Origin of the sequence: Paenibacillus dendritiformis (genome assembly GCF_021654795.1) — a bacterium.
In the GTDB taxonomy this organism is placed as follows: domain Bacteria; phylum Bacillota; class Bacilli; order Paenibacillales; family Paenibacillaceae; genus Paenibacillus_B.
In genome coordinates this window covers 682933-698379 of the sequence record NZ_AP025344.1, presented here as the reverse complement: position 1 = coordinate 698379, position 15447 = coordinate 682933, and the positions used below count along the sequence as shown (strand labels likewise).

General features: G+C 54.5%; 14 protein-coding genes. 1 reads left to right on the top strand and 13 read right to left on the bottom strand.

Annotated elements, in window-relative coordinates:
• Positions 1-10: 10 nt before the first annotated feature.
• From L6439_RS03030 to L6439_RS03020, 3 genes are read right to left on the bottom strand one after another with little or no spacing between them, the layout of a single operon-like run.
• Positions 11-916, bottom strand: coding sequence for a carbohydrate ABC transporter permease (locus L6439_RS03030; RefSeq protein WP_168180957.1), 906 nt, complete (start codon positions 914-916; stop codon positions 11-13).
• Positions 917-932: 16 nt separating this feature from the next.
• The gene (locus tag L6439_RS03025; RefSeq protein ID WP_168180956.1) at positions 933-1892 is read right to left on the bottom strand and encodes an ABC transporter permease; all 960 of its coding nucleotides are present in this window, start codon (positions 1890-1892) and stop codon (positions 933-935) included.
• Positions 1889-2671 (bottom strand): alpha/beta hydrolase, encoded by a 783-nt coding sequence (locus tag L6439_RS03020; RefSeq protein WP_168180955.1) that lies wholly within the window; start codon positions 2669-2671, stop codon positions 1889-1891. The genes L6439_RS03025 and L6439_RS03020 overlap by 4 nt, the downstream gene beginning before the upstream one ends.
• A 436-nt stretch (positions 2672-3107) precedes the next feature.
• Here L6439_RS03020 and L6439_RS03015 point away from each other — a divergent pair, with 436 nt between their 5' ends.
• Positions 3108-4022, top strand: coding sequence for a serine hydrolase domain-containing protein (locus tag L6439_RS03015; protein WP_237096729.1), 915 nt, complete (start codon positions 3108-3110; stop codon positions 4020-4022).
• 67 nt (positions 4023-4089) lie between these two features.
• Here the strand turns inward: L6439_RS03015 and L6439_RS03010 are convergent, their stop codons facing one another.
• The 10 genes from L6439_RS03010 to tdh all read right to left on the bottom strand — a co-directional run bounded on the left by L6439_RS03010 (position 4090) and on the right by tdh (position 15446).
• Complete coding sequence (locus tag L6439_RS03010; protein ID WP_213470114.1) at positions 4090-5721, bottom strand: extracellular solute-binding protein; 1632 nt, start codon at positions 5719-5721, stop codon at positions 4090-4092.
• Between the two features lie 43 nt (positions 5722-5764).
• Positions 5765-6649: a carbohydrate ABC transporter permease gene (locus L6439_RS03005; protein ID WP_168180952.1), complete on the bottom strand. Its 885-nt coding sequence runs from the start codon at positions 6647-6649 to the stop codon at positions 5765-5767.
• Between the two features lie 13 nt (positions 6650-6662).
• The gene (locus L6439_RS03000; protein WP_168180951.1) at positions 6663-7652 is read right to left on the bottom strand and encodes an ABC transporter permease; all 990 of its coding nucleotides are present in this window, start codon (positions 7650-7652) and stop codon (positions 6663-6665) included.
• Between the two features lie 152 nt (positions 7653-7804).
• A complete protein-coding gene (locus L6439_RS02995; protein ID WP_168180950.1) occupies positions 7805-8974 on the bottom strand; it encodes a Gfo/Idh/MocA family protein in 1170 nt (389 codons plus the stop codon).
• Positions 8975-9498: 524 nt separating this feature from the next.
• Positions 9499-10029 (bottom strand): cysteine hydrolase family protein, encoded by a 531-nt coding sequence (locus tag L6439_RS02990; protein ID WP_168180949.1) that lies wholly within the window; start codon positions 10027-10029, stop codon positions 9499-9501.
• A gap of 1 nt (position 10030) precedes the next feature.
• Positions 10031-10642 (bottom strand): helix-turn-helix domain-containing protein, encoded by a 612-nt coding sequence (locus L6439_RS02985; protein ID WP_168180948.1) that lies wholly within the window; start codon positions 10640-10642, stop codon positions 10031-10033.
• 371 nt (positions 10643-11013) lie between these two features.
• Entirely contained in the window at positions 11014-12219 is a 1206-nt protein-coding gene (locus L6439_RS02980) for an MFS transporter (RefSeq protein WP_168180947.1), read from the bottom strand.
• Entirely contained in the window at positions 12216-12989 is a 774-nt protein-coding gene (locus L6439_RS02975; protein ID WP_168180946.1) for a DeoR/GlpR family DNA-binding transcription regulator, read from the bottom strand. Before L6439_RS02975 ends, L6439_RS02980 begins: the two co-directional genes overlap by 4 nt.
• 204 nt (positions 12990-13193) lie before the next feature.
• Positions 13194-14372 carry a glycine C-acetyltransferase gene (locus L6439_RS02970; RefSeq protein ID WP_168180945.1) on the bottom strand — a complete coding sequence of 393 codons (1179 nt, stop codon included), beginning with the start codon at positions 14370-14372 and terminating at the stop codon, positions 13194-13196.
• 30 nt (positions 14373-14402) lie between these two features.
• Positions 14403-15446, bottom strand: a complete 1044-nt coding sequence (tdh, locus tag L6439_RS02965) for an L-threonine 3-dehydrogenase (protein WP_168180944.1) — start codon at positions 15444-15446, stop codon at positions 14403-14405.
• Position 15447 lies beyond the last annotated feature (1 nt).

Genomic DNA, 15447 nt, shown 5'->3' with positions numbered 1-15447 from the left:
TACGTATTAATCAGGTCTTGATAGCCCCTGTTAACACCCCTTTGGCGAAATGCTTTTGCAGCATCGGGAAGAAGCACATAATCGGCACCATCGTCACGAAGACCGCAGCCATTTTCATCCCTGTTGAAAAAGCTTGCTTGCCGACCGCATCGACGCTGGACGCGTTCGAGGCGTTGGTCTGCGACTCGACAATAATCGTCCGCAGTACGTTCTGCAGCGGGAGCTGATCCGCCTTGCGCAGGAAAATCATCGCATCGTACCAGCTGTTCCAGTAGGCGACGCCGTAGAAGAGCGTGATGGTCGCCATAATCGGCGCCGCCAGCGGCAGGACGACGGAGAACAGAATTCTCCATTCGCCCGCTCCGTCCAATCTTGCCGATTCCATCAGCGATTCAGGCAGGCTCTGGAAGTAGTTCATCATCAATATCATATTGAAAGCGCTGAAGCTGCCGGCCAGGATGACGGACCACAGCGTGCCTGTCAGATGGAGCGATTTCATAATCAGATAGAGGGGCACGATGCCGCCGTTGAAGATCATCGTGAACAGCACGAGGAAGAAGATCATCTTCTTGCCCGGGAACTTGCTTCTGCTGAGCGCGTAGGCCATGCTGCTCGTCAGGAACAGGCTGAGCGGCAAGCCTACGATAAGCAGCTTGAGCGTATTCCAGTAGCCCGCCAAAATGCTTCCGTCCTCGAACAAAGCCTTGTAGGAAGCCAGGGTCGGATTTCTCGGGAACATCATCAGCGGATTATCGGCATATTCCTTCGGCGTCGAGAAGGAGATCATAATGACATTCCAAAACGGAATCAGAATCAATAAGGCGAATATCAGCAGCAGGAAGAAAATCATGTAATCGAGCGCCGTCATTTTTCCTGCGCGGAACTTATGCTGCTTCTTGGCAGCTGTCTTGCTCATCCTTTGCACCCCTCTCTTATCGGAACAGACCGTCTCCGCCCATCATTTTGGCAACCCTGTCCGCCAGAAGCAGGAGGATCATATTCACGAGCGAACGGAACAGGCTGACCGCGGTGGAAAACGAGAAGTCCGTAGAAGACTGGAACGTAATGCGGTAAATATACACATCCAATACTTCCGACACGTTCTTCGTCGCCGCGTTCGCCAGGTTGAAAATCTGATCGAAGCCCGACGACATCAGGCCGCCCACCGACAAAATGAACATGATGGTGACGGTAGGCAAAATGTTCGGCAGCGTAATCCGGAACATCTGCTGCATGCGCGACGCGCCGTCGATCTGGGCCGACTCGTATTGATCCTGGTCGATCCCGGATATCGCGGCCAAGTAGATGATTGCGCCCCATCCGGTCGATTTCCAAATGTCCGTCAGCAGCAGCATCGGAACGAACATCTCCTCCGAGCCGAGGAAGTTGATCGTCGGCAGGCCGAGCAGCGCCAGAGCGCTGTTCACGAGCCCGTCATAAGCCAGCACATTGATGACGACGCCGGATACGATAATCCAGGACAGGAAATGAGGAAACGTAAAGACCGTCTGGAAGATTTTTTTCGTCCGCCGCATCCGGAGCTCGTTCAGCATCAGAGCGAGCAGAATCGGGAACGGGAACTGTATGACCAGCTTAATAATATTGATGTACAGCGTTCTCCATAAGGCATCGATGAACGCCGGATCGCGAAACACGTACTTGAAATTCTCGAATCCGACCCACGGGCTGCCCCAGATTCCGAGATTCGCCTTGTAATCCTTGAAGGCGAGCGAGAGGCCGCCCATCGGCAAATAGGCGAACAGCAGCAGCCAGATCAACCCGGGAAGAAGCAGCGTATACACCATTCTGTTCTTCCATATTTGCGTAAGCAGGCTTCCGGATTTCGAATGTCCTTTCACATGTCCGTCTGGATCTAAAGCGGTGGCTTTCAAATTGCATCTCCTCTCTCTCCCTGGTTCTTGTCTTCATACAGGAAGTCAAATGCCGTCTTCAAATGCTCTTCCCAGAAGAGCCAGTCATGCGTTCCCGGTCCTTCCACGTACCGGAAGTCGAATCGAGTGCCCTGCATGTAAGCGGCAAAGTCGCGGTTCATCGCGATGAACGGGTCGCCGGAGCCGCAGCAGCACAGGATGGACGGAAGCTCGCCCTTCTCCTCCGCTCTCCTCGCCGCCAAGGCGTACAGATCTTGTTCCGGCCTGATCTTCAGCTCGGGACCGAACACCGCCTGCATCTCCTTCACCATGCCCGGGGGCATCTCCGGGTCCAGAAGACGCCTCTTGATATCGGTCACTCCGGACAAGGATACGGCCCGGGCATACCGCTCGGGGTAAGTCAACGCGCACTTCAACGCGCCGTAGCCCCCCATGGACAATCCGGCGACAAATGTCCTCCCGGGATCGGTATTCATGCGAAGCATGCGCGTGCACAGCTCCGGGAGCTCCTCGGTAAGGTAATAAAAATAATCCAACCCGTATTCCATATCCGTATAGTAGCTGCGGTTCGCCTCCGGCATGATGACCGTGCATCCGTACTTGGCCGCATACAGCTCGATCGTCGTCAGCCGCTGCCACGTGCTCGCATTGTCCCCCGCCCCGTGCAACAGGTACAGCGTGCTGCCTGACGGATCCGGAGACTCCATGGGATAGACGACGTGAATGTTCGTTGTCATTCGCAATGTCGTTGAGCCGGTGTCTATCGTTACATGCGCCATATGTAATCCCTTTCATTCTCCAGAATTTGAAAACATAGAATTCGATCCTTGAAGCGGGTTCGCGCCTAACAATCAGGCTGCCATTGGCGCCTCGCCCCCATGAAAGCGTTTTTTCGAATCGTTTCGACTAAATCATAGATCTCGCCCCCAGAGCCTGTCAATGATTTTTTCGAGAAATAAGCTCAAAAGAAGTTGAAGTATCAGCATCCTTATTCCATTTTATTTATATATCTCCTTATATTGATGTAATAGGATACAAGAAAGCGCTCGCTTTTCGTTCATTGACAGGGTATGAAAGCGATTGTAATATGATAAATAACAGCTTGGCGACTTATCACGGAAACGTTTCTATTACGATATACATAAGGAGACACCGCTCTTCCTGCGAGCGCTCCTCTCTGCCTCATTTCGAAATTCTAAAGGAAAGAAGGACTGGATGATGTCTCAAGTATTAACCGGTTTTGTACAGCGGGTAACCGAGAAGAAATTAAACGTCCTCTCGGCGCGGGTGCGGCAAGGCGGCCGACTGGCGGCGCAATGGGATGCGGGCGAAGATATCCGCCGCGCACAGCATTCGGTCAGCAAATCATTCACCTGCATGGCGGCCGGACTGGCAATCGAGGAAGGGAAGCTGACCTTGGAGACGACGCTGGGGGACGTGTTTCCGCAGCATGTGCGGGAAGGAATGGCGGATGCTCCCGCCCTCGAGCCCGGCCGCATCCGCTTGTACGATCTGCTGCGGATGTCCTCCGGCCATGACGCTCCGCCGCTGTGGGCCGATGAGAGAAGGTCGCTCCAGGAGAAGGACTGGGCCAAATATTATATGTCGCTGCCGCTGGACCGTCTTCCCGGCGAGCGGTTCACCTACAGCAGCGGCGACACCTTCATGATTTCGGCGATGGTGCAAGCCGCCGTAGGCGAGACGGTCCATCAATATTTGACCCCGCGCCTGTTCGAGCCGCTCGGGATGGAACGCGTCGAATGGGACACGTCCCCGCTCGGCGTCACGCTCGGATGCGCGGGGCTGCGCATCAGCAACGAGGAGTTGAGCCGCTTCGGACAGCTGCTGCTGCAGCGGGGCGCTTGGGAAGGCGAGCAGTTGATCCCCGCGGAATGGATTGCGTTCGCCACGCGCAAGCATATCGGCAATGAGGGCAGCATCGACTGGAGCCAGGGCTATGGCTGCCAGTTCTGGATGTGCACGCATGACGCTTATCGGGCCGACGGCGCGCACGGGCAGTTCTGCATCGTGATCCCCGGCCGCGATGCGGCGATCGCCATCAACAGCAACGAGGGGGATATGCAGAGCATCCTCGATGCGGTCTGGGACGAGATTCTGCCGCTGCTGTAGTCGCGGCCAGACCCGGCCAGACGCAGCTAGCCCCGCGGCCGACTGCTCGGCGCGGGGCTGCTATTGTCTATTTCGATTTCACATAACGCTCATAGGCCGCTTGGTAAATCTCAAGATAACGCTTCAGATTCATCTTCTCCAGCTGCTGCACATAATTGTCCCATTGGTCGAATCCGACGGCGCCCGAAGCGAACTTGTCGCGCATCTCATCGACATACGTATGAATATCCGTCTGAATGGTCGTCAGCTCATCCTGCTCCTCCGGCGTGAAGTTGAAGGCCGGCCAGACCTCGCTCATCGGTATCGAGCGCGGCTCCGCCTCCTCGGCGTTCTGAACCGACGAAGGCAGCCCTTCCGCCCCCTTGAAATACTTCCGCATCACCATTCCCGGATAATATCCGCCCGGCCAGGTAAGATATTGGCTGACCGCTTGATCCAGGTTCAAGCCGTCCGGATTGTTCGTAATCGTATCCAAGTACTCGTATTCGCCCTTGTCATTCACTTTGTACGTCACGCCTTCGAAGCCCATGAAGAACATTTTGACCCCTTCATCGCTGTAGAAATGATCCATCCAGCGAATGGCCGCTTCCGGGTTCTTCGCCTTGTCCGTGAGCACGAACATGCCGATATTGCCGAGCGGCGATCCAATATTGGTCGCGGTCTTGTCGCCGTATGGGCCTTCGAGCACCGGCATGCCGACATAGCCCTCCTGATTGTAGACGGCCACCGGTTTGACGCCGTCCAGGAACCCGTACACGCCGGCGGTCGCCTTGGACGTAAGGTCGGTGTCCTTCATCGTGAACGTCTCCGGATCGAACAATCCGTCTGCGTGCAGCTTCTCGACATATTGCAGCAGTTCCTTGTACTGCTTCGTCGCCGGGACGAACCGGAGCTTGCCGGTGTCCGGATCGAGGTCGACGTTCGGATTCGCCGTCCCGTTCTTGTTCAGCCCGAACGAGCCCTTCAGGAAGTTGATCATAATCCAGACGCCGCGGGAACCCCATGGGATCTCATCCTTCTTCCCGTTGCCGTTCGGGTCGCCGTCCTTGATTGCCTTCAGCACCGTGTGCAGCTCCTCCAGATTGGTCGGCGGCTTCAGCCCCAGCTTGTCGAGCCATTCCTTCTTCATCCACGGCGTCCCGTAGAACAGCGACTTGAAGTCCGGGTCGAACACGGTCGGCAGTCCGTAAATGCTGCCGTCCGGCATCGTGATGCCCTGCTTCACGATCGGGTATTTCTCCATCAACGCCTTGAAATTCGGGGCATACTCGTCGATCAGCTCGTTCAGCCGCAGGAAGGTGCCCTGGCTTCCATACTTGATCAGATCGCTCTTGCCGAAGGCGGAGGCGAAGAACATCTCGGGATAGTCGCCGCCGGCCAGCTTGATGTTGCGCTTCTCCTTCAAGCTGTCGATCTGCACGGTCTCCCAATCGATATGAATATTGGTCATCTTCTCGTATTCTTCCCAGAGCATCAGCTTGCTCCAGTCCGCCGAAGCATAGAACTTCGCGGCGAAGCCGGACATCGTCATCTTTTCCTTGGCGATCGGCATCCCTTCCTTGTTCATCGAGGCGAGCCGTTCGTCGCGATTGCCGGCATCGGCTCCCCCTCCGCCGCCGCTTCCCCCGCAAGCCGTAATCAGCAGCGAGAAGCTCAGCAGCACGCACTTCGTCGTCATCAGCCATTTTCTAGATTTCACCGCATTTCCCCCTTTTTGATATTGGCCTATCCTTTTTGGGCGGTTACCCTTTCAGTGCTCCAATCATGATGCCTTTGACAAAATAACGCTGCAGGAACGGATACAGGACGAGCATCGGCAAATTCGCCACGACCAGCACCGCATATTTCAAGCCCTCCACACTCATCTTCATCTTCACCGCCGATTCCGACGTCAGCTTGATCATGTCGCCCGAATCGCTCTGAATCAGAATCTCGCGCAGAATGAGCTGCAGCGGGAATTTGTCTTTGCTGGACAAGTAAATCAGCGCGTTGAAATAGGAATTCCAGTGGCCGACCGCGTAGAACAGCACCATGACGGCGATAATCGGCATCGACAGCGGCAGGACGATGCGCAGCAGGGTCTGGATATGGCTGCACCCGTCAATCATGGCCGCCTCCTGAATCTCGCCCGGAATCGATTGCTGGAAGAAGGTGCGCATAATGATGATGTTCCAGACCGCGACGGCGTTCGGAATCACCATCACCCACAGCGTGTCGAGCATATTCAAGTTTTTGATGAGCAAGTACGTAGGAATGAGCCCGCCGCCAAAGAACATGGTGAATACGATGATGCCGGTAATCAGCCCCCGGCCGAGGAAGTCTTTGCGTGCGAGCGGATACGCCGCGCATATCGTCATGATGAGATTGATGGCCGTGCCGAGAAGGGTATATAGAATCGTGTTGCCGTAACCAAGGAGAATGTCTTTATTCTGAAAAATTTTGGCGTATGCGTCGAAATTGATCTGCTTCGGAATGAGCCACATCTCGCCGCGCAGCACCGTCTCCGGGTTGCTGACGGAGGCGCTCAGGACAAAGAGGAGCGGATAGAGCACAATGAGCATGACCAGCGTTAACAAGACGTAATTGACGGCATCGAAGATGCGGTCTCCGATGGAGCGATCAATCATGGCAACCCCCTCCTCACCATAGGCTCGTCGCGCTTACGCGTCTCGCGATCGAGTTCACGACAATCAAGAGCGCGAAGTTGACGACCGAATTGAATAATCCGACAGCGGCGGAGAAGCTGTACTGCGCATCCAGTATCCCGCTGCGGTACACATAGGTGGAGATGACATCCGAGCTGGCGAGATTCAGATTGTTCTGCATCAGGAAAATTTTCTCGAAGCCCACCGCCATCACCGCCCCCAGATTGAGGATCAGCAAAATAATAATCGTCGGGGCAATCGTCGGAATATTGATGTGCCAGATGCGCTGCAGCTTGCTGGCTCCGTCAATCGTCGCGGCCTCATGAAGCTGGTGATCGACCCCGGACAAGGCCGCCAGATAAATGATCGAGCTCCAGCCCATCGTCTGCCATACGTCCGACAGCACATACAGCGTCTTGAACCACTTCGCGTCCGTCATGAAGGCGATCGGCTCCCCTCCGAGCGCGACGATCAGATGGTTGACGATGCCCGTGCTCGGATTCAAGAAAATAAACAGCATGCCGACGACGACGACGACGGACAAAAAATGCGGCGCGTACGTAATCGTCTGTACGGTCTTCTTGAACCATTGCGCCTTCGCTTCATTCAGCATCAAGGCCAGCAATATCGGAATCGGAAAGCTGACCAGCAGCGTATACAGACTGATTGTAAGCGTATTCACAATAAGCCGTTCAAAGAAATAGCTGCTGAAAAACCGTTCGAAATGCTTGAAGCCCACCCAGGGACTATCCCAGATTCCTTTGGAAGCGATGAAATCCTTGAACGCGATCTGCACGCCGTACATCGGCAAATAATGAAAGATGATATAGTAGACAACGACCGGCGCAATGAGCGCATACAGCTGCCAGTTGCGCTTGATCGAGCGCCAGACCCGGGAGGATCCGGCGGCCCGAACCGCCGGCAAGCTTTCCGGGGTAACCCCTGTTTTGCTCAACTCTTCATTCACTCTCCTTTCTCTTGCCATTCACCGATAGACCTTCTCTTGCCGGGTAATTTTCAAGTTAAATACATCAATTATACATTTTGTAAATTTTTAACAAGATCAAAGATCGGGTGGGGGTTCCCGTATCCCCATGCTGCAAAACTCCGTCGCAGGAGATGCGGGAACCCTCTTCGTTATCCGTTGCCGCTACCCTGGAGAACGGCCGCATCCGGCGCCGGAGAGACCTGCACCACGCCTCCGCCGCCGCGAAGCGATTCCGTCGCCGCACAGCCTACAGCCACGCTCATGCGGCCCGCCAGCGGCGTCGCGACCGGCATCTTGCCGTCGAGAATCATATCTACGAAGTCCTTGCAAATATTCGGATCGGCACCGCCGTGGGAGCCCTTCGCTTCCTTAATCTCGTAGACCCGGTTGGACAGCTCGCGCGGATTGTTCGAGCGCCGGGTCCACACGTAGACCTTGTTCTCCAGCTCGTTGTTCTCCATCCGTCCTTCGGTTCCGATGAATGTATAGTTGCGCTGATAGTCCGGCGTGAAATGACATTGCAAATACGATGCCTTAATGCCGCCTTCCAGCTCCATAATGACCACATTATTGTCTTCCACATTCACTTCCTCGCGGAAGGCGCATTCGATCAGGCGGCCCGGGCTGACCTCCGTGCACGTCTCCCGCTCATCGCATGCCGGGCATGTCAGATCGTTCGGCTTGCCGCCGCCGTAGAAATCGAGCCCGCCGAAGGCCGACACCTTCGTCGCATAGCGACCGGTAATCCAATGAATGATGTCGATATCATGAGAGCCCTTTTGCAGAAGCAGTCCGGTCGAATTGGCGGAGTTCGCGTGCCAGTCGTGGAAGTAGAAATAGCCCCCCCAGCCGACGAAATGGCGCACCCAGACCGCCTTAATCTCGCCGATAACGCCGGAATCGACAATCTCCTTCATCGTCCGGTACATATTCATATACCGCATATTGAAGCCGACCATCAGCTTCTTGCCGGATTCCTGCCACGCCTTGAGGATGTTGTCGCAGCCGTCGACGGTGATCGCGAGCGGCTTCTCGCAAAAGACATGCTTGCCGGCCTTCAGCGCAGCCACCGCATGCTCTTCATGGCAATAATCGGGCGATGTGACCGCGATGGCATCAATATCGTCCCGCGCGATCAGTTCGCGGTAATCGGTCGTCACGAAAGCATCCGGATTGATCTCCTTCCGGAATTCCTCCAGCTTCTCCGGATAAATATCCGCCGCGCCGACAACGATGGAACGGCCGTCCGGCTTGTGCCAATACTTCGCAATCCCGCCCCTCCCGCGGGCTCCGATCATTCCTATGCGTACTTGCTGCATGATTCTGTCCCCTTTTCACCTTGGAGTATTCAACCTCTGGAAAATACGATTCACGGTTACGCGCAAACGCGCAATGAAGCTGATGAATGACAGGCAATAGGCAATAAGTCGAGGCAGCGCCCTCATTGCGTTTGCACAATAATTTTTGTGCGCAAATTTGCGCAAACAAATTTCGAACAAACCGCTTGACATCACCCGAAATACGTTCATGTAAGGGTTTTCTTTTATGCTTGTGGCCATTATATATCGGGTGATTCGCCAACGTCAACCTGTTTTGTTCAAAAAAACGTAAAATTTATTTCCTGATTTGGGGCAAATTATTGTGTGTTGTATTATGACTTAAAACACGCTAGCTAGATGTGCAAACAGGGCGAGAAAGTAAGTGACGAATAGATCAAAATGTGTATGGATACAATCTCCAGCCCAATTTTCGGCTTTGTCAAGAGCTAGGTATTTTCAAAAACAATGTGAAAGAACAGGCAAGTATCGACGGAGGCTGCGGAACAATCGGAGCAGTCTGGATTCTAAAACTGGACTTCACTTGAGTGAACAATTCCAGCAAATTGAGCAAGAATGCTATTATGATGATTTATGATTTGTACTGCTGTTAATCCATCGGAATCATAGGTGCTGTGACAGTCTTTTACCAATTCTACTTTGTAGCCGCGCGAATAACCACTTTTCACAGTCGTATCGACGCAATACTCGGTTTGAATTCCGCACATTACTAATGTGTCAATACCGTAATCTTGCAATTGGGTATTCAGCTCGGATTCAAGAAATGAGTCCGCATAATTTTTACTAATAACATGATCATGTGCAGCAGGAGCGATCTGTTCATGTACTTGCCATAGCGGTTGATTCTCAGATCTTGGGGAACCCTCCGGCTCTGTATACATGATATAGAAAACAGGTGAATTTCTCTTTCGAGCTTTATTAATCAAGCACTTTGTATTTTCAAGCAGTTTTTCTTCTTGATAGAGAGGTTTTCCACCGTAATTCTTCCATACAAAAGGCATAACCTGCATATCAATAATAAGTAGTGCCTTTCCCACCTCAGATAACCCTCCTTGTTCCATGCTTCATTTTGTCAGTTTTCCACAATCCGTGTCGGTTGCAATATGCATATAACGTTCCGCCGTGCATTTTGGGGAAACGCAATTCCGCGTTTTGTTCCGGGTACAATTTTATGAACAGTAACCTGTCATAAGAGATATAAGCAACAAAGGCTATATAATGCTCTCTGTCCATCTCATGTTGAAGTGTAACGAAGTAATCATCTTCAATCTCATGAACGATTATTTCGTGCTCATCGTCCTCTGGCTTTGAAAGCAATGGTTCCAATACCCTACCGCAACATGAAACGTTTATTGCCCCCGTACTGGTCATGACATTGTCACAGCATTGACATGCGTAAAATTTAATGTGCTTCATATTCCCTCTATCTTTTTCATTCGGCTTTAACTCCCCCGATAAAATCTTCTCAATATTTACCCCTAATATTTTGGATAGCACACCAAGCAGGGACACATCCGGACACCCTAAACCACGTTCCCATTTTGAAATCGTCTTGTCGCTTATATTCATAAGATGGGCTAAATCCTTCTGCGTCATGCCTTTCTCTTTACGAAGACTCAGAATGAGCTTTCCCACTTTATTGCAATCCATATTGTCCACCTCCCGTAATTCAAGAATATCGGTTATGCCTATCTTACTCAATAAACGCTCCGTAGAGTGTCACTCTCATGTTTGTTACTCATCCGGGCCTTAACCCTTTTTGGTTGTTACACAATGCTCAATTTTTGTTTGTCGTAGAGAGGTGAATGCGAGTTATGCGAGGTGGTCTCCGTTTCGTCCCCCAATATTGGGTCAGCCCCATGAGATTAAATTCAGAGAAATCAAAAAAGCGAGCCTCCGGATACGCCGAGACTCGCCTATTAACCAGGCTTCCGCTTGCAATAGATCCATGCTCTCCTCGCAGTTCATTTACCCCTGACGATGTGATCCCCTTCGCTCCGGCAAGAAAACCGCAGCAAGCCTTAATCCTCACAAACGGCAACCGTATGCCGGGTTTCCGCTATCATCAGGCCCTTGCGGCGCCAGGACGCGAATACGAGCAGCAGCATCGTCAGCATGACCCCGAAGAAAAGCCACATGACCGCCTGAACCGGGAAGATATCCATCATCCTGCCCACGGCAATCGGCATCAGCGAGCCGCCAAGTCCGTTGGCCGCCAGCAAAATGCTGGTCGTGCGCTCCGTCATGCCGGGCAGCGCCTGATTCGCGTAGATGAGCATAATGGCGAACATGCCCGCCATCCCGAGCCCGAGCAGGAAGCTGATCACGAAGCCGGCCCATGCCTGCGGACTGAAGGGGAGCAGCAGCAGGACGACTACGCTTCCTGAAGTGGTCAGCCACATGAAGCGATAGTAGGTCAGCTTCTCCGCGAGCACGCCGCAGAGCGCCCGTCCGATCACCATCGCCGTCCAGTAGGTGGTGACGGTCAAGGTCGCCTGGGAACTGGTGATGCCCCATTTTTCAATGAACATCGACGGGAAAAAGTGCACGACCGATACTTCGCTGCCCCCATACAGCATGAAAAAAACGGCGCACAGCACGAGAAACGGCAGCGACTTGGCGGAATAAGCAGCTGATGGCACTGCCCGGCCGTCCCGCTTCACTGTGCGGGTCAGCATCGCATCGGTGCTGCCGAACGATAATCTGTGCCAGACCAGGGCCGTGATCAGCGCGCTTGTCCCCAGCAGCAAGAACGAATACGTCCATATGCCGCGCGCGATCAGGAAGCTGGCTGCGAACGGAATCGCCAGAGCCCCGATGCCGAAGGTGACTTCCAGCTTGCTCATGGCAATGGCCTGCTTCTCCTTGACGGCGACCAGTATAATCGTGCCGATGCATGATTCCAGCAGCCCCGCGCCGGCGCCCGCCAACCCGGCCAATGCGATGACAACAGGCCAGGGCGGAAGGAAGAACAGAAGCAGCTCGGAGCTGATGAATAACAGTCCAAGAATGACGGCCCGCTTGCGGCTTAATCGGCGCGAAATCGCCGGCATGCCGAGCACGCCGGTAAGCATGCCAAGAAATTGGACGAAAATGAGCAGTCCGCCATCGGTATAGTTCAGTCCGTAGCTAGCCAGAAGCTCGGGGAGCACGGCCCCCATAATAACCAGTGTCACGCCGGTCACGACATACGAGAGACACCCCATCCAGATTAGCCTGTTAATCACGCGCAACTCCCCCCGTCCGCCACCAGCAGCTCCACGGCTGCCTCGCGGAGCTGCCGTGTCCACGCTTCACCCGGCTCCCGATCCGTAATGATGAAGTCGACGTCCTCCAGACCCGCTACACGGTGGAACATCTGCTTGTCGAACTTGGAATGATCGGCCAGCACAATCACTTGATCGGCCTTGCGCAGAACTTGACGGATGAGATAGCTCTCCTCCTCGAAATCCGTCGTCAAGCCTTCCGGCGATAAGCCGCAGGCGCCGATAAAGGCCTTATCCAGATGATAATCGCCCATCATCTCAATGGCGCGCGGGCCGTATACCATACGCTGTCCGTTGTATAACAGGCCGCCGAGCAGATGAATCCGCGCCTCGTCCTTGGCCGCCAGCATGCCGGCCATGTCAATGGAGTTGGTAACGACGACGTTCCGCTTCGTGGTCATATATTCACCCATATAACGCACAGTCGTGGAAGAATCGACATAGAAGTAGTCTTCGTCGCGCAGCAGCGAGGCGGCCAAGCGGCCAATCCCTTGCTTGGACGCCGTTGCCTTCTGCAGACGCTGCTCGTATGTCGGCATCTCCTTCGATAACGTGGGCAGAATGGCGCCGCCGCGCGTGCGGATGATGCAGCCCCGCTCTTCCAGCTTGATGATGTCCCGCCTTGCTGTATCGCGCGATACATTCAGCAACTCGCATATTTCGTCGACTTCGATCCGCTTATTGAGCCGCAGATGTTCCATAATAGCGGCAAGCCGTTCCTCTTGAAACATGCTTTTCTCTCCCATCATTAAGTGAAGTTAAGTAATATTAAGCAATAATAAGTGATATTAATGATTATAAGAGAGTTCCAGATGGTGTCAAGAAGCAAATCAATCCTATGTCTCCTAAGGAACGCCAAAAAGCCACTCTGCTTTCAAAAGAGAAAGCGAGTGGCCAACATGGAGCACCTCAACTTGCCCAAAGAAAAAAGAAAATTAAATCAGTCCGAACTCTTTGCCGACCTTCGTCAGCACTTCCCGGGCGAATGCGAGGTCCTGATCCGTATGCTGGGCCGTCACGATGAGGCGGACGCGGCCTTTGTCCATGGCGACCGTCGGATAGACGATGCCTTGGGCGCAGATCCCCTCCTCCATCAAGCGGCGGGAGAATTGATTCGTGCGGGCCGGATCGCCCACGATAATCGGAATGATCGGCGTCTCGCTCACGCCGGTGTCGAAGCCTTCCGCCTGCAGCATGCTGCGGAACGAATTCGCGTTGCGCCACAGCCGCTCGGTCAATTCCGGCTCCGTCTTGAGCACCTCGATCGCAGCGAGGCAGGTGGCCGCTACCGAAGGCGGCAGCGACGTGCTGAACAGGAACGAGCGCGCCACATTGGTCAAGTAATCCTTCAAGGAATGCGAACTGGCCACGTAGCCGCCAACCGCGCCGATCGCCTTCGACAGCGTGCCGACCTGGATATGCACCCGGCCATGCAGGCCGAAGTGATCGGTGGAGCCTTTGCCATGCTTCCCGAGCACGCCGCTGGCATGCGCGTCATCGACATAGACGATCGCGTCATACCGTTCCGCCAGCTCGACGATATGCGGCAGCGGGGCGATATCGCCGTCCATGCTGAAGACGCCGTCGGTGACGACGACCCGCTGGCGGAAGCCGCCGCTCTCCTTGAGCGCCGCTTCGAGCTGATCCATGTCCTTGTGCGCATAAATGCGCTTATTCGTCTTCGTCAGGCGAATCCCGTCGATGATGCTGGCATGATTCAATTCATCGCTGATGACGACATCGTCCGGACCGAGAATCGAGGCCAGCACCCCCTGGTTCGTCGTGAAGCCCGACTGGAACACCAGTGTCGCCTCCGTACCCTTGAATTCGGCCAGACGGCGCTCCAGTTCATCATGGATGTCGAGCGTGCCCGTAATCGTCCGCACGGAACCGGCGCCGACGCCGTACTTCGCAATCGCGTCCGCTGCCGCCTTCTTCAATGCGGGATGCTGCGTCAGCCCCAGATAGTTATTCGACGACATCTGCAGGACGCGCTTGCCTCCCTGCAGCGTCATCCAGGAATCCGATCCGCCTTCCCATACGGTAAGCGGACGGTAGCGGCCCGACTCCTTCAATTCCTTCAATTGCTGCTCAATCACATCAAACCCGGCCATGCTGCCGCACCTCCGTTTCTGTATTTGTCACTACTGGTGTATAAATACAATTTTGCCGCAACTCCCCGAAGACATCAAGTCGAATGCTTCCTCATACCGGTCGAGCGTAAGCCGGTGCGTAATAATTGGCGAAAGATCGATTCGGCCCCGTTCGAGCAGACCTTTGAGCTGATACCACGTATCGTACATGCGGCGTCCGGTTATGCCTACCAGTTGGAGCCCTTTGAAAATGACATCCTCCGCGAGATCGAAGGCTACCTCCTTGCTCGGAATGCCGAGAAGCGAGACGCGGCCGGCTTGGGCCGCCGCCTTCAACGCGTCGCGAATCGCGTCGGGATGGCCGGACATCTCCAGCACCACTTCCGCGCCTTCCCCGTTCGTCGCCTCCCGAATCGCTTGCACCGAATTCACTTCCTTGCTGTTGACGATGACATCCGCCCCCATCGTCTTCGCCATCTCCAGCCGGTACGGATTGATGTCCACCGCCATAATCGTTCCGCTGCCGCACGCCTTCGCGACCGCAATCGCCATCAGCCCGATCGGGCCGACGCCAATGACCGCGACACTTTTGCCGACAATGTCTCCGGCCAACACCGTCTGCACGGCATTGCCGAGCGGATCCTGCAAGCAAGCGATCTCAAACGGAAGCTTAGGGTCGTTCTGGATGACATTGCTCGCCCGCAGGACGGCGTATTCGCCGAAGCAGCCGGGCAGCGTAATCCCGAAGCTGCGCGTATGCGGGCAGACATGGGCGTTGCCGGTGCGGCACGCTTTGCATACGCCGCAGACGACATGGCCTTCTCCCGATACATGATCGCCGATCTTCACGTTCGTCACCTGGTCGCCGACAGCCTCCACGATGCCGGCAAATTCGTGCCCGAACACATTCGGGGTGACGACCGTACGGGCCGCCCAATCATCCCATTTATAAATATGAACGTCTGTTCCGCAGATGGAGGACGCCTTGACGCGAACCAACACTTCATCCGGGCCGTACGCCGGAACCGGTACTTCCTTCAACACGGCTCCAGGCTTGCGTTCTGCCTTGATCAAACCGATCATCGTCGCTGTCATT

What these genes read in the sequence shown, in the direction of transcription:
- L6439_RS03030 (WP_168180957.1), bottom strand. Translation starts at nt 916, where the DNA reads ATGAGCAAGACAGCTGCCAAGAAGCAGCATAAGTTCCGCGCAGGAAAA.
- L6439_RS03020 (WP_168180955.1), bottom strand. Translation starts at nt 2,671, where the DNA reads ATGGCGCATGTAACGATAGACACCGGCTCAACGACATTGCGAATGACA.
- L6439_RS03015 (WP_237096729.1), top strand. Translation starts at nt 3,108, where the DNA reads ATGATGTCTCAAGTATTAACCGGTTTTGTACAGCGGGTAACCGAGAAG.
- L6439_RS03000 (WP_168180951.1), bottom strand. Translation starts at nt 7,652, where the DNA reads ATGGCAAGAGAAAGGAGAGTGAATGAAGAGTTGAGCAAAACAGGGGTT.
- tdh (WP_168180944.1), bottom strand. Translation starts at nt 15,446, where the DNA reads ATGACAGCGACGATGATCGGTTTGATCAAGGCAGAACGCAAGCCTGGA.
- L6439_RS02975 (WP_168180946.1), bottom strand. Translation starts at nt 12,989, where the DNA reads ATGTTTCAAGAGGAACGGCTTGCCGCTATTATGGAACATCTGCGGCTC.
- L6439_RS03005 (WP_168180952.1), bottom strand. Translation starts at nt 6,649, where the DNA reads ATGATTGATCGCTCCATCGGAGACCGCATCTTCGATGCCGTCAATTAC.
- L6439_RS02970 (WP_168180945.1), bottom strand. Translation starts at nt 14,372, where the DNA reads ATGGCCGGGTTTGATGTGATTGAGCAGCAATTGAAGGAATTGAAGGAG.
- L6439_RS02985 (WP_168180948.1), bottom strand. Translation starts at nt 10,642, where the DNA reads ATGGATTGCAATAAAGTGGGAAAGCTCATTCTGAGTCTTCGTAAAGAG.
- L6439_RS02995 (WP_168180950.1), bottom strand. Translation starts at nt 8,974, where the DNA reads ATGCAGCAAGTACGCATAGGAATGATCGGAGCCCGCGGGAGGGGCGGG.